Raw genomic sequence first — 13,949 nt, forward strand, 5'->3', positions numbered from 1 at the left:
GCTTATTGTAAAGTCAATGCATCCCTTTAATTATGGAATATTTTTTGACTATCGTCAAAGTCTAAACGCATAAATTAAGCTATAATATCGTCAAAGGAGATTAATATGATTATTACTTTAATTGTTCTGGCTTATTTGGCACTAAAAACTTATAAAGGATTTCAAACAGGCTTTACCAGACTAATCATCAATTTGGTTTTTTCTGCCATTGTCTTCATTGCAGCAATACTTTTTCAAAATCCTGTCGGCAATTGGCTTTATAGTCAGATCACGGGACAAAATATTCAAACCACATTAACTCCCGGAACTAATTTGATGCTTTTCCGTTTTTTAGCCTTTTTCGTTATTGTCTTTATCGGCAAAATGGTGGTTAAGATTTTTAAAGGATGGGTGCCAAATAAAAATCCTCATGCAACTAATTTTGGTAATTTACTAGATAGCGTATTAGGTGCTGTCGCGTCTTTTTTTGCCAGTTATTTTTTCGTTTATATTATTTTGTCTATGTTAAATGCCTTGCAAAACCCATGGTTTATCCAGCAAACTCTCGATTCGTCATTTATCCGTTTCATTATTTACAATACGCCAGGTTTATCTAATGGTCTGTTTAACAGCATTTTTAGTATTAGTCGAACTGCAGCTTAGAATAATTAAGATCAGAACTCAGCTTTTGCCTGTTGGTTAAAAGCTGTTTTTGTTTTTATAAAATTAAAAATGACTTCTTTATCGTTATCTTTTAAGATAAAAACATAATGTAACAAAAAAAGTGCCTTCATTTGGGCACCTTTTTATTTACTACTTTTGAAAATTATCATACTCAACGTGCTCATCATTATATACAAAAACAGCTCCGATGCGATCAGGATCATCATGCCAACCGGCAATGGGCTTTCCCGCAAAAAACAGCCTTTTGCATTCAATTTCTGCTTCAACTGAGTACCTGGTAAAAGTAGTGACTCCAGCTAAATTTGTTTCAACAGGATAGCCGGTTCTAGGGTCAATTAAGTGGTGGTATTTATGACCGTCAACTTCGAGATATCGTTCATAGGTACCACTAGTAACAGCTGAACATTGTGGCACCATTACCGAAGCTATATTATTGCCACGAGGTTCTTTAGGATCCTGCACTCCTACTGACCACTGACCACTAGTCCGTTTAGGAGAATCACCAACAAGTAAAATATTTCCGCCAAGGTTGATAATTCCGGCATGAACGCCATAGGCCATCCAGAAATCTTTGATACGATCCGCAATCCAACCTTTAGCAATACCTCCAAGATCTAATTCCATTCCTGCTTTTTTCAAGAAGACAGTTTGATCAGAATCATTTAAGTCAACGCTAAACGGGTCAATCAGTTTCATTCTTTCTTTAATCTGATCATCAGTTGGAACATGGGCATCCTTAAAACCAATTGCCCATAACTTAACGACTGGACCAATCAAAGCATTAAAGCCAAAATTTTCCCGGCTCTTTTCTACTGCCAATTTGATCAAATCATAGGTACCACTGGAAACTTGCACGGGATGTTTGCCAGCAGCATGGTTTACATCCATTACTTCGGATACATCTCGATTAACTGTTAACAGATCTTCATAATGATCAATCAAAGTAAAAGAATCATTAATGACGCTTTTATCCAGTGCTCCAAAGATTTGTAAAGTTATTGATGTGCCTAAAGCGTGGTGCTGTCCCACTTGTTGTTCTAAAGCTAAATTTTTTATCATTGATTTATCCTTACTTTTCCAAATAGTTTTCTCTTATTTTTTCCTGCATCTGTTCATCAATTCCTAATTGCTTAACAATATATGAATCAATATCGCCATAGTTTTCATTAATTGTAATCAAGCTGGTATCAAAATACGCATTTGCTACTGAACCCAAAATACGCATGTTGGCACGAAACTTATCATTTTCACCGGCTCTTTTAAATTGCTCATCACGAACCTTGCGATAATCGTTGAGCATCAAGTTCGAATAAAGATAATCCTGCCGAATTGTCTCTAAATCTACTCCTAAAATGTAAAGCAATATTACAGTTACTAATCCTGTTCTATCTTTACCTTCTGAACAATGGTATAAAACAGAACCCTCTGTCGTAGCAGCAATCAAATTGATGATCTGACTAATACTATTCTGAGAAAATTTATTGCTGACATGGTCATGATATCTCTGACACATAGTATAGAAGCCAGCATACTGATCATGGCGATAATGTTCAAAATCTATACTCATATCTAGTCCGTTGCCACCAGTATTATCATCGACTGACAATGGAAATTCATAATGGTCAACACCTGGTATTTTTTGGTCGGGATTAGCCTTGCACTCAGCTGGGGAACGCAAATCGATAATTTTAGTCAGACCATAATCAAGTAAAAAATTTTTATCTTTTGGAATTATTTTACTTATGTTGCCCGTACGCAATAAGCGATGACTTTTAATTTTGTGGCCACCAAAGCCAATATAGCCACCCAAGTCACGAGGATTTCGCACAGATTTTACAGGTAAAACGACAGGTTCAGTCATGCCAACTTCCTTTCACATCAAAAATAACCGGATAGGATGCTCCTATCCGGTTATTTTACTCTCTGCCAGTTAAACTGGCAAAAGTTTATTTATGTGCTTGTTCAACAAACTTGAAGAAGTTATCCATCATGCCATCTAACTGCTTAATAGTTGCTTCATCAGTCAACTCACCAGTTTCTTTGTTAAACTTATCTGGAGCTTGACCAATCAAAACTTCGTTGCCCGGCAAAACGTTTGCACTCATATCAGGTGAAAGCAAAATTTCACGCATATCTTCTTGAGCACGACCAGTACCTTGTGAACCGTATGATGCACCAGCAACAGCAACTGGCTTCATCTTCATAACATTAGGACCTGCATGTGAACCTAACCATTCAAGACTGCTCTTTAAAGCAGCAGGAATAGTATGATCATATTCAGGGGTAGTGATTACTATGCCATCAGCACTCTTAACGTCTTCAATCCAGGCCTTAATAGTGTCATCAGCCATTTCTGTTCTGCAGAAAGGGGTCAATTTATCGACTTCTTTTACTTCAATATCTGCTTTATCACTATAACGCTTAGCAATAAATTGTGCTAAAAAACGATTATATGAAAAAGATGCATTTGTACCAACAATTGCTAATATTTTCATTCTCGGCCCTCCTACTTAGTTACTTGTGCGTACCAACTATCAACTTCATCGAAAAATTGACCTAAGAATTTAACGGTTGACTCATCTTTCAAGTCACCATTATCATCAAATTGTGTTGGTGCAACACCCATCATGAACTCATCACCGTTAAAGACCTTAGCGCCAAAGCCTGGTGCAGTCAACAAACTCTTCAAACGACTTTGTGAACGAGATCCACCTTGTGGCATTGGTGAAGTTGAAACAATAGCAACCGGCTTGCCCTTGAATGGGTGAGTTACACAGGATAACCACTCAAGTGCACTGCTCAAAGCACTGGTAACAGAGTGTTGTTGCTCAGGAGAGCCAATTAAAACCAAATCAGCGTCTTCAATTTCTTTACTCAAGGTTTGGATTGCTTCGGGAGCATCTTCACCCTCTTTAAACATTGGCAACCCTTTAACAGTTGCAAACTTAAAATCATACTTGTCGGCAAAATGCTTAGATATAAATTTAAGCAATGCCTCATTAAATGAATTATTGGCATTTGAGCCAGATAATGCAAGGATTTTCATAAAAACCACCTTTCAGGATACTAATTTCTGTACTAATTATAGCATATTCGTATCTTTTTAACATGCTCCTGCTTTCAGGTAGTTTTAATAATTTAATACCTGAATCGAACCAATAAATCCTTTACTAATAATGCATTAAGGCTTATTTTTTGTTCTTGCCTTCATTAGTATCAAATAATGAAACTTTATTTGTCTTGCTTAGCCAGTCATTTAAGATTGCATCGTTAATCTGTGCTGTTAAAACATTTATAATTTGTGTTTGCGAAAATGTTGCAATTTTATTAACTATTAATGAAGCAATACCACTGGTAGTAATCCAGTTAGCAATGACGACACTTCTAATTTTATCTTCGGAATAATTACTATCCGGATACTGCTCCCTAAATTTTTCAATACCAAAATTAATTAATGTATCGGCGATAATTTTACTACCAAATTTACCGTCAACAAACATTGCTCTGAACAAGTTTTCCTGTTCCTTGGCAAAATCAATATAAGATAAATCCATATTAATTAATGGTTTATCCGTATACTTTTTCTGCAAAATATTATTTTTTAAATTATCCGCAATTTTACGCAATACTTCTTTGCGTAAGTCTTCCATACTGTTAAATTCAAGATATAAAGGCTGCGTCGAAAAATGCCCCGCCTTGGCAATATTGCGGGCAGTCAAACTCTCAATACCATCCTTAACAACCATTTTGTAGGCAATGCTTAAAATCTTATTTCTTCCTATTTCTTTTTTTCTAGCCATTTTGGTTTTTTCCTTGATTAACTTTAAAACGTACTATTTTATAAACCAGTTTTTCCAGAGACAGTATTACTACTATCGAAACTTCATTTAGACAAATATTTGAAATGAGTCAATTATTATTCCTCATTATTTAAAAACTCATCATAATAAGTTGAAACCATGTCACTTACTTCTTCTTTGCTTAGACCTTGCGCAGCACAATAAGAGAAGAAAGCAGCAGAAAGAATATAACCTCGTTCAGAATCATCTATTAGATTGTCTGAAAATGTCATATTAATACTATGATTTTGATAATCAGTTGATAACTCAATCGACTTATCTTCAGGGATATCATTCATTACTATACCTCTACATGAATAGCTTTGATCAGTAATATAAAATACTGGTACCGCTAACAAATAAAATAAAAATTATACCAAACTAAAACATATACTCAAAAATACTTTTTTGTTATTTTAGCAAAGAAATCATTATTTCCTAGTAATTTACTCAAGCAGTTAAAAAACAAATTAATAACTCTGCTTTTAATTACATTAGTTATCTTACTGCAAAAAATAACATTTTCTTTTCAGTAATAAGAATAGTAAATTTAAAAGTACTTTGTCAAGGACAAAGTACTTTTTTTCTAACACAAAAGAATTAAGGATTTTTCTGTCAAATTTAAACTTTTTGAAAATATTTTTAATTAATAACATTATTCATGTTAAACTGAAATTATTGTAAATAATAAGATTACTATTAATAAAAAAAGATTAGTTGATTTCTCGCTTTTAATCAAAATAATTTTTGCAGTTATTTTTTATAGTGTTATTTTTATTTACGAAATTTAATAACTAAATCTCTTGCTTTATTTCTCCATCCATCATTTCATAAATATGGTCTGCGTATTGCTTTAATCTTGGATCATGCGTTACCAACAAAACTGCCTTATTATAATTTTTCGCCAGTTTTTTAAACAACTTTCCTACTTCTGAAACATTTTCACTGTCAAGTGAAGCAGTAGGCTCATCAGCCAGCAAAATTTGAGGATTGGCGTAAAGAGCACGTGCAATTGCTGCCCGTTGCTGCTGCCCGCCTGATAATTCACTCGGATATTTATCAAGTAAAGAATTGATACCAAGCTGTTTTAATAGTTCCTGCAATTTTTCTTGACTGATATTTCCTGCTTTCTTTACCTTATTAACTAGCTCAAACTGCTCTCTAATTTTTAAAAAAGGAACTAAATTATAAGCCTGCAATACAAAACCCAGCTGCGTTAGTCGTAAATGATCACTTGCTTTTGCAGAAATACGTGCAATATTCTGACCATTGACAATAACCTCTCCTGTAGTTGGTTTTTGCAAAGAACCAGCTATTGTTAAAAAGGTGCTTTTACCTGCTCCTGAAGGGCCCATAATTAAAACCACTTCACCTAGATTGGCTTTAAAATTGATATTTTTTAGAGCAACGACTTGTGCAGCTCCAGTGCCATAAACTTTTTGAACATTTTTTAATTCGATAATTGCCATATTATTCACCTATTGCCTGTGCCGGATCTACCTTTAAAATTGATCTGATTGGAATTAAGCTGCCAATAATTGCCGTTAACAGCAAACCTATTGTACCGGTCAGAATAATTTCAGGAGTGAAGCTGATAGGAACTGCGGCAGGTAAAACTTTAACTGTTACGAGCATGGCTGCCAAGCCAATAATTAATCCAGCAAGGACTAATATAATTGCCTGACTAATGGTTGCTTTCACCAATGTACTGCTGGGAATTCCCTGTGCACGCATGACCGCATAATTATGCATTTTTTGCATTGTTAAAATGTACAGGAAAACTGCGATTATAATTAATGAAATAATGTATAAAAATCCGATCATCAATTCAAAAGTCATATTTTGTGCTGTATATCCTGGAAGCTTTTTAATAAATTGGTCAATGGGATAGGTTTTGCTATCTTTATAATTATATTTGTAGTCATGATTACGAGAAATTACAGCTGAAGCCTCTAAAGTTGGCATCCCTTGCCGCAATTTTTTCCAAGACTCCAATGTCCCGTAAATAATTGGAGCAATATTAATTTTCGCATTTTTAACAAAACCTACAATCTTGTACTTTCTACTCGAACCGTTAAGTGCAAGCTTGTCGCCCAATTTGTACCCTTTGGTTTTAAATGCTTGGTCAACAGCCACCTCATAATTCTTTTTTGCTTTTCTACCCGCAATAAGTTCCTGATCATGATAAATAAACTGTTTCTTTTTAACTCCAATAAATTGTGCTGAAATTTGAGGACGTCCGGCTTTCTTAACTACCACTGGGATTTGGCCCAATAAAGCTTCATCTTTAGATAGTGTTGCTTTTTTTAAATCAGTTTTTGTTAGAAATGACTGACTCATGCTTACGTTAGCATTTTTATTTAAGACTACTTTTTGAGCATCCCAAGATTCAAGTGCCTGAGTATTTTCACTGGCCAAGCCAGTTGCTAGTGCCGATAAGACAAATATAAGATAACTAATCAAAAAAATCATTAAGATTATTAACCCATAACGTAGTTTCTCTCTTTTTATTTCTTTAATTGCTAAAAACATTAGTTCTTTCCTTTGTTTAACAGTTCCAAGCTCGCTTTAAAACGAGTCATAATTGCCTTTTTTTGAACTGGATTTGTTAATACTAAGCGAATGGTGGCATGACTTAGCACCATTGCACTCCAATTCTGCGGATCTAATCCAGCTAGTATTTTTGGTGTAAAAGGATGACCAGGTGAACTTTCATTATACAAGATATGCATTTTTATTAATCCGGCATAGGTACTTGCTTGCATTTCTTCAATAAAATGAACAACATTGTCATAATATTGTTGTGCATCAAACTGCGCTTTTATTTTTATGGGCAAATGAATACTTTTTAGAGCTAATTCATACATATAATGGTATGCATCTTCTAAATCAACAAAATATTTGTAAAAAGCCCCGCGTGCGATGCCCGTTTCTTTCACTATTCGCGCTACTTGCGCTTTTGCCAAAGGATAGCTGCTGAATTCTTTTAACAACGCACTTTCAATTTTTTTCTTTTTGCCGGCAGGCAAGTTAATAAAAGTTGACTTAGCCATTTTCCTAATCATCTCCTTTTGTCATAAGTGACATCGTGTCACTTTATAAAAATAATAGTTCATTTATTTTTAGTCGTCAATTATAATGCTCGAATAATTGTTTTCAAAAAAAAGCCTCTTCAATGAGACTTAGTACGCTATTCAAAAGTTAAAATACGGTTATAATAATTTACCCGGGGAATACCATTAAGATAGGAAACTTTTGCTAAAGCACAATTATCCATGGTTTCAAAATACTTCATGTCACCATGAGTAAAATAGTGGGCAAACATCATTCTAATTAAAGTACCATGGCAAAATACAAGCACTTTTTTAGTCAAATAATTCTTTTTCATATCATCTAAAAAACTGCCGCACCTTCTATCCAGAGCTGCAAAAGATTCGCCACTTGGTGCATATTTAATATAGTCAGCTGCAGCCTTGCCCCAAGGATCAATGGCATCAGGATATTTTTGCCCTAGCTCTGAAAGAAAATGACCATCCCATTCGCCAAAATTAATTTCCGTTAGCCTTTTATCAATTTTTATTTCTTTTTGTCCTTTAGTAAAAATTTCAGCGGTTGTCAAAGATCTCTTTAAAGGACTTGAAAAAACTACATCAAATCCCGAAGGATCGAAATTCGCAGCAGCTTTTTCAGCACATGCACGACCAGTCTCATCTAAATCATGATCAAAAACCGAACCTTGAATACGACCGGTTTTATTTAAATCTGTCTGACCGTGGCGAACAAAAACAATTTGCATAATAACCTCACATTTCTATATCTTAAACTTTAGCGCCGTTTAAAATCGAACTTTGTCCTGAAAACATAAGTGTTATCAGTACTAACTTTCGGCTCAAACACAAAACCAAAATCATGAAAGCCCTGCAGTTGCTCCGGTTCAGTTAATTGATTTTCAGCAATATAGCGCACCATTTCTCCACGAGCCATCTTGGCATGCACCCCAACTGTTTTCCACTGACCGTTTTTCGTTTCTTGAAAATCAACAGTAATCATCTGCCTGCCATTCTTAACGTATGGAGTAACATTGCGAGAATATTCTTTAGAAGCCAAATTAATGAGTATCTGATCTTCATCAAAAAGATTGTTCGCAATTGTCGTGCCCCAAAATCGGTATAAATTGGGCTGTTTAAACCCCTTTACCTTGTTTTTCATTTCCAATCTGTATGGCCACACACCGTCAAAAGGTCGCAAAACACCGTACAGACCTGATAATATACGGACATTCTCTTGCAAATAAGACAAGGCGGGTTTAGTGAACAGGTCGGGAGCCATATATTGATACTGAATGCCAGAATAAGAAATAATCGCAGGAGTTAAACCATCTTTTTGATTCAAGTTTAGATTTTGAATTTGCCTTTGACCTTCTTTAGTTGTACGATCACTAGATTGCCAAATTTTTTGTAATTCGTTAAAACTACATTTTTTTAGAAAAGCAGCTAATTCTTGAGCTTGAGCTAAAAATTGCGGGTGCGTCCTTGCAGAAAAAGAGTCATTATCAACTGTCATTTTCATTGCCGGTGAAATAATAATTTTCATCTTTACCACCTTTTGGGTTAAACTTATTAATAATATCTACTGAAGGAGAGAAATCAATGAATCCTGATTTTGCCATCGTATTAAATTTTAAACTAAAAAGTACAAAAGATGTAGACGCTGATTTTTTAGTTAAAACTGCTCGCAATATAGGAGCCCGGGCTGTCAGCGTTGACGCTCATCAAACAGACTTTAAAAAAGCTTGTGCAAAATATACTATTGCTTTGGTCGATGCAGAAACTATCCAAGAAAGTTGTGATTTAGTCCCAGCAGATGCAGTTGCAAAGCTTGTAGCCAATCGTAAAGATGGGCAAAATACGATAATTAATATTCCGGTCACAGATAATGATAAGTTGCCTTCTGAAACTGAAGAAATGCTTAAGCAAATCAACAACTGGATGCATCTTTTTGGCCATGCTTTTAATGAAAGCGAACCCTGCGCGCTTAAAATTAGCAATGTAGAAGACAATAACGGTTTCGTACTCCAGAATAGGCACATGCCTTATCAAAAATATATTTTTATCAAACAGCCACTGCCAGAAACACTAAAAATTCTGGGTCTGTCCGACAATCCTAATCGTATCGAAATGATTGAGAATAGGACTGAGCTGGATTTCACTTTTGCTGATGACGAATTGAGCATAAACTTAGATGGTGTGCCTGAAAGTGATTTTACATGGCAGCTAATTCGAATTCAAGAGCACCGACCAGAAGACGATATTAAGGAAACTAAATATTAGCACTCAATAACAATTTCAACTTAAAAACTGATAAATCTTGTTAAATTTATGTCACTTGAATAAAAATTCAGGTTACATTATCAAACAAGGACTTATCAGTTTTTTAATGATTCAGTATTATGATAAGGAAGGTAAAGTAATGAGACATCTTGGTCAAAAAGCAGATGAAATCAGAATATAAAGCTGTAAAGATGACTAATTCCGATAATAATAAAGCAGAATTGTTTTATAACGTTGCAGCTAGAGGAGGAGATTTAATCAAAGCCTCAAAAATTAAATATTTAGCTTGACCAAAGCTATCTGTACTCAATAATTAGTTTTGAAAAATTGCTAACCAATAATATAAGTACAATAAAAACAACATATTAAAAAGGCACTGAGTAATATACTCAATGCCTTTTTGTTAACCTAAAAGACTGGCTTTTCCTGATCCTTTATTACGTTGAAACAGGTATTTTTTATTTAAGATATTCCAGCAGTTGCTCAACATCTGTTTCTTTTTTATCCTGCGTAATATCTTTATTATTCAAAATTTCAATTGCATGTTGCACTAATGAATAAACCTGTTTATCGTCATTACTGTCAATCACCAGATAACTTATTTTAAAGTAAGATTCTAAATTTGACGTATCTTTTTCGTCCAGTGCTTTTCTAATTAAAAATCTAAAAATTGCCTTCATATTGCGTGTCTTTTTACGTTTTTCCTGTTTTTTATCGTAAACAGGTAAAAATAAAGCAACACATACAGCAGCAATTTCAGCGGCCGCAGTAACCCACTCTGATAAAGGTCCTATACTCATAATCTTCTCCCCTTGGTTAATAGACAAATATTACTTAAATGAAAAATCAAAATTTTGTTATCAAATACGTTTTTACTTTAATATATATGATTTATATTATATACATTTATATAAAAACTTGCACTTTTTATTTCTATATGCGATATGATTATATTAAGAAACTAATTATTTTATTTGGGAGGTAAAATATGCAGAATAAAAAAGCTTTTTATAAAAAAATATGGTTTTGTTTTGTAGTGGTTTTTATAACTTTTTTCACTAATTTTGTGTCTGGCAACACAGGTATACAAGATGCACAACAAACGGTTATCGCAAAATCAACAAAAGTAGTAAAAAGTAATGCGAAAAAAGTAGTTACTGAAAAAGTAACTGTTAAAAGAAGAAAAGCTGCTCGCAAAAGAAAGTTAGCTGCAAAAAGAAAGCAAAAAAAGCAAAAAGGTGTCGCCAAACGTAATGTACGTAAAGTCTATATAGCTCCTAATTCGGGAAGAAGATATCATTTTAATCCGAGTTGCCGTGGTCTTCGAAGAGCACATGGAAACATAACCAAAATATCATTAAAAAGGGCTATTAACCAAGGCTACACCTTATGTAAATGGGAAGATTAAGGAGAAGAATAGGTAATGATTAAAATTGGTTTTAGAAAGCCTAGTTTAAGAAGGTCAATCTCTGCCAGAACAAAGGGAAGAGCAACAAGGGCCATAAAAAGAGCTATTATCCCCAACTATGGTAAACGTGGTATGGGTTGGGCTCATCCAAAAAGAAAGATATATAATACAATTTATCATAAGACTACCCTTGATACTCGTAAATTATTTATTCATGACAGTTCTAGAAAAAAATAAATAAACATTTTGAGAGCCAGTTAATCCCAAAAAAGTTAACAACAGTTTCTCTGAAGTGAATAAAAAAGACTAGAAAAATACTTTCTACGCATTAGCTAAGATTGTTATAAAAAAGACTGATAAATCAGCGTTTCACAAACGAAATTTGTCAGTCTTTTTTTAATATTAAAGTTTCTAAATCCACTATTGCCACTGTCATTGCAAAATTTACCATTGCTTTTTAGTATAAAATACTGTCTCTTCTATCACAGTGAATAATCATGAAATAGTGGCTTCAAATTAATCAGTTAGCTTTAACTATGAATGCAGACCATAATATTTGAGCATCTTAATAATTTCCTGGTCAACCTGAGTCGTGGTTTCTCTCATCGGTTTACGTGCTGGGCCTGCATTTGCAATATTGGCTAATTCTACAGACCGCTTTAAAACTGCAGGTACCGTCCCTAACTTTAGGGCTGAACGTAAAACATCTATGCTTTTTTGTAACTTTTCTGCTTCTTGATCATTGCCATCTTTTAGAGCACGATCAAGGTTAACTAAAACATTTGGAATTAGATTGCTTGTTGCAGCAATAGCAGCTTTTACACCCATTTTATAAGCGACAGAAATCTTTGAGTCTGAACCAATTAGTACTTGAAACTTATTGTCAGTGGCAACTTCTTGATATTTACGAATTAAATCCACATCACCACTACTGTCTTTAATCCCGACAATGTTATCAATTTCAGCAAGTTTACGTACAACATTAACCGGAATATTATAACCGGTATTTTTAGGAATATTGTACATAATTACTGGCAAATCAACACTTGCTGCCACATCACGATAAAAGTCAAATAGCTCATCATCTTGTGGTCTAATAAAATATGGATTTATTATTGACAAGGCATCAGCTCCTGCAGCCTCCATCTCATGGGATAAAGCAATAGTTTCACTCGTTGAGCAAGCCCCAGCTCCTGCAAAAACCGGCACGCGATGATCAACGTACTGAACCACGGCTTTCACAAAAGCAATTTTTTCAGCGTGAGTTAATACGTGAAATTCACCATTACTCCCAAGAGCAAAAATACCACTTACACCAGCACTAATTAATTTGTCAATTAACACATGAGCTGCCTGGTAATTAATCGATTGTGCTTTGTCACGATTAAAAGGCGTCACAATCGGAGTAATAATACCATTGAACATTTTGCCATCTCCTTCATAAATGTTTTTATTTAATAACTCCTTCTTTAACGAGCCTCTTGCCTAATGCTCCTCCCGGATGAAATTTGCCAAAGTCTTTTTCAGAAAATCCCTTAGCTTTGGAGACTGTCAATGCAATTGCATCTCCGACTACTAACGCGGAAGTTGAACTATTAGTGGGAGCCAAGTTGTGTTCGTCTGCTTCACCATCTACATGGACTAATAATAAGTAATCACAGTCTTTGGCCAAAGTTGAGTCCTGATTGCCAGTTAATGCGACTACTTTTGCACCTAATCGTTGAATTGGTGCAACTACCGCGACAGCTTCTTTAGTTTCTCCGGAATTTGATATATCAATAACCAAATCAGAAGCAGTGATCATCCCTAGGTCACCATGCATAGCTTCTGTAGCATGCACAAAAAATGAAGGTGTACCAGTACTTGCAAATGTAGCAGCAAGTTTTTTACCTATATGGCCTGACTTACCTACTCCAGTGAAAATTAATCTGCCATTTTCTTTTAAAGAAATAATTTTATTAACTACTTTTTCGTAATCTTGATCATTAAGAGGTAGATCTTTTTCTACCTGTTCAATTGCCGAAATTTCTTTTTCAATGACATCTTGTATATTTGAAATAATATCCATATTACTACCTCTTCTCTGACCGAAAATCAGCTAAAGTTTTAGTTAACTGAACAGCATTATCAGTTATTTTTTCAGAATCACCAGTTAGTGCTGACCCAAAACAGACACAATCAGCACCAGCAGAGAGAAAGTCACGGTAATTTTTTACAGAAGCACCGCCAGAAATCAAAATTGGCATATAAGGTATAGGCGTGCTTATTGTTTTAATTTCTTTTACTCCACCCATACTGGATCCTGGAAATACTTTAATAAAAGAAGCACCATTTTTTAAAGCAGTAGTTATTTCAGATACGCTATTGCAACCTGGTGCATAAGGCACTTGATACAAATTACAAATTTGTGCTACTTCCAAATCAAAAGCAGGAGAAAGTATCAGTTCAGCACCACCCATTATGGCTAGTCTGGCAGTAGCAGTATCTAAAACAGTGCCAGCACATATTACCATTTCAGGTATTTCTTTTTTAACCAGCTTCATAGCCTCTAAGGCTGTAGGAACGGTAAAACTTATTTCAATCGCTTTAACGCCGCCTTTAAAGCAGGCTTTTGCAATACGCAAAGTTTCTGCAGGCGTATCTCGCACCACTGTCATTATGTTTAAATCACTAATTTGTCTTACATAAAAATTTTTTTGTAACATTTAA

19 protein-coding genes are annotated in these 13,949 nt (G+C 34.6%); 4 read left to right on the top strand and 15 right to left on the bottom strand.

From position 1 onward, the window contains the following. Positions 1 to 105 precede the first annotated feature (105 nt). A complete protein-coding gene (locus tag LACWKB10_RS03805; RefSeq protein WP_034978913.1) occupies positions 106 to 642 on the top strand; it encodes a CvpA family protein in 537 nt (178 codons plus the stop codon). Between the two features lie 150 nt (positions 643 to 792). Here LACWKB10_RS03805 and LACWKB10_RS03810 read toward each other — a convergent pair whose 3' ends face one another. The 11 genes from LACWKB10_RS03810 to yaaA form a co-directional block, all read right to left on the bottom strand. Continuing rightward, positions 793 to 1,722 carry an FAD:protein FMN transferase gene (locus LACWKB10_RS03810; RefSeq protein ID WP_034978915.1) on the bottom strand — a complete coding sequence of 310 codons (930 nt, stop codon included), beginning with the start codon at positions 1,720 to 1,722 and terminating at the stop codon, positions 793 to 795. Positions 1,723 to 1,732: 10 nt separating this feature from the next. Continuing rightward, on the bottom strand, positions 1,733 to 2,524 hold the full coding sequence (locus LACWKB10_RS03815; RefSeq protein WP_034978916.1) for a tyrosine-protein phosphatase: 792 nt from the start codon (positions 2,522 to 2,524) through the stop codon (positions 1,733 to 1,735). A gap of 85 nt (positions 2,525 to 2,609) precedes the next feature. Continuing rightward, positions 2,610 to 3,158: an NADPH-dependent FMN reductase gene (locus tag LACWKB10_RS03820; protein ID WP_034978918.1), complete on the bottom strand. Its 549-nt coding sequence runs from the start codon at positions 3,156 to 3,158 to the stop codon at positions 2,610 to 2,612. Between the two features lie 11 nt (positions 3,159 to 3,169). Beyond that, the gene (locus LACWKB10_RS03825; protein ID WP_034978920.1) at positions 3,170 to 3,709 is read right to left on the bottom strand and encodes an NADPH-dependent FMN reductase; all 540 of its coding nucleotides are present in this window, start codon (positions 3,707 to 3,709) and stop codon (positions 3,170 to 3,172) included. 142 nt (positions 3,710 to 3,851) lie between these two features. After that, positions 3,852 to 4,463: a TetR/AcrR family transcriptional regulator gene (locus LACWKB10_RS03830; RefSeq protein WP_034978921.1), complete on the bottom strand. Its 612-nt coding sequence runs from the start codon at positions 4,461 to 4,463 to the stop codon at positions 3,852 to 3,854. A 116-nt stretch (positions 4,464 to 4,579) separates the two neighbouring features. Then, positions 4,580 to 4,801: a hypothetical protein gene (locus LACWKB10_RS03835; protein WP_034978923.1), complete on the bottom strand. Its 222-nt coding sequence runs from the start codon at positions 4,799 to 4,801 to the stop codon at positions 4,580 to 4,582. A 495-nt stretch (positions 4,802 to 5,296) separates the two neighbouring features. Continuing rightward, complete coding sequence (locus LACWKB10_RS03840) at positions 5,297 to 5,971, bottom strand: ABC transporter ATP-binding protein (protein ID WP_034978925.1); 675 nt, start codon at positions 5,969 to 5,971, stop codon at positions 5,297 to 5,299. A gap of 1 nt (position 5,972) precedes the next feature. Then, positions 5,973 to 7,034, bottom strand: a complete 1,062-nt coding sequence (locus LACWKB10_RS03845) for an ABC transporter permease (protein WP_034978927.1) — start codon at positions 7,032 to 7,034, stop codon at positions 5,973 to 5,975. Continuing rightward, the gene (locus LACWKB10_RS03850; RefSeq protein WP_034978928.1) at positions 7,034 to 7,555 is read right to left on the bottom strand and encodes a TetR/AcrR family transcriptional regulator; all 522 of its coding nucleotides are present in this window, start codon (positions 7,553 to 7,555) and stop codon (positions 7,034 to 7,036) included. The genes LACWKB10_RS03845 and LACWKB10_RS03850 overlap by 1 nt, the downstream gene beginning before the upstream one ends. 137 nt (positions 7,556 to 7,692) lie before the next feature. Further along, positions 7,693 to 8,298: a histidine phosphatase family protein gene (locus LACWKB10_RS03855; RefSeq protein ID WP_034978930.1), complete on the bottom strand. Its 606-nt coding sequence runs from the start codon at positions 8,296 to 8,298 to the stop codon at positions 7,693 to 7,695. 29 nt (positions 8,299 to 8,327) lie between these two features. After that, positions 8,328 to 9,095 (bottom strand): peroxide stress protein YaaA, encoded by a 768-nt coding sequence (gene yaaA, locus LACWKB10_RS03860; protein WP_034978933.1) that lies wholly within the window; start codon positions 9,093 to 9,095, stop codon positions 8,328 to 8,330. Between the two features lie 56 nt (positions 9,096 to 9,151). On the opposite strand from yaaA, the gene LACWKB10_RS03865 reads away from it, so the two are divergent. Further along, positions 9,152 to 9,832 (top strand): hypothetical protein, encoded by a 681-nt coding sequence (locus LACWKB10_RS03865; RefSeq protein WP_034978935.1) that lies wholly within the window; start codon positions 9,152 to 9,154, stop codon positions 9,830 to 9,832. A 458-nt stretch (positions 9,833 to 10,290) separates the two neighbouring features. Here the strand turns inward: LACWKB10_RS03865 and LACWKB10_RS03870 are convergent, their stop codons facing one another. Further along, entirely contained in the window at positions 10,291 to 10,632 is a 342-nt protein-coding gene (locus tag LACWKB10_RS03870) for a hypothetical protein (protein ID WP_052060276.1), read from the bottom strand. A 188-nt stretch (positions 10,633 to 10,820) separates the two neighbouring features. Between LACWKB10_RS03870 and LACWKB10_RS03875 the strand changes: the two genes are divergently transcribed. Both LACWKB10_RS03875 and LACWKB10_RS03880 read left to right on the top strand, forming a co-directional pair. Further along, the gene (locus LACWKB10_RS03875) at positions 10,821 to 11,240 is read left to right on the top strand and encodes a hypothetical protein (protein ID WP_034978937.1); all 420 of its coding nucleotides are present in this window, start codon (positions 10,821 to 10,823) and stop codon (positions 11,238 to 11,240) included. A gap of 15 nt (positions 11,241 to 11,255) precedes the next feature. Then, positions 11,256 to 11,477 carry a hypothetical protein gene (locus LACWKB10_RS03880; RefSeq protein ID WP_235191498.1) on the top strand — a complete coding sequence of 74 codons (222 nt, stop codon included), beginning with the start codon at positions 11,256 to 11,258 and terminating at the stop codon, positions 11,475 to 11,477. A 297-nt stretch (positions 11,478 to 11,774) separates the two neighbouring features. Here LACWKB10_RS03880 and LACWKB10_RS03885 read toward each other — a convergent pair whose 3' ends face one another. Genes LACWKB10_RS03885 through LACWKB10_RS03895 form a run of 3 tightly spaced genes read right to left on the bottom strand, consistent with a single transcriptional unit; the run spans position 11,775 to position 13,945 of the window. Continuing rightward, on the bottom strand, positions 11,775 to 12,665 hold the full coding sequence (locus tag LACWKB10_RS03885; RefSeq protein WP_034978939.1) for a dihydrodipicolinate synthase family protein: 891 nt from the start codon (positions 12,663 to 12,665) through the stop codon (positions 11,775 to 11,777). Positions 12,666 to 12,690: 25 nt separating this feature from the next. Further along, positions 12,691 to 13,308, bottom strand: coding sequence for an SIS domain-containing protein (locus tag LACWKB10_RS03890; protein ID WP_034978942.1), 618 nt, complete (start codon positions 13,306 to 13,308; stop codon positions 12,691 to 12,693). A gap of 4 nt (positions 13,309 to 13,312) precedes the next feature. Further along, the gene (locus LACWKB10_RS03895) at positions 13,313 to 13,945 is read right to left on the bottom strand and encodes a ketohydroxyglutarate aldolase (RefSeq protein ID WP_034978944.1); all 633 of its coding nucleotides are present in this window, start codon (positions 13,943 to 13,945) and stop codon (positions 13,313 to 13,315) included. Positions 13,946 to 13,949: the final 4 nt, after the last annotated feature.

Source organism: Lactobacillus sp. wkB10 (assembly GCF_000760615.1).
GTDB classification, from domain to species: domain Bacteria; phylum Bacillota; class Bacilli; order Lactobacillales; family Lactobacillaceae; genus Lactobacillus; species Lactobacillus huangpiensis.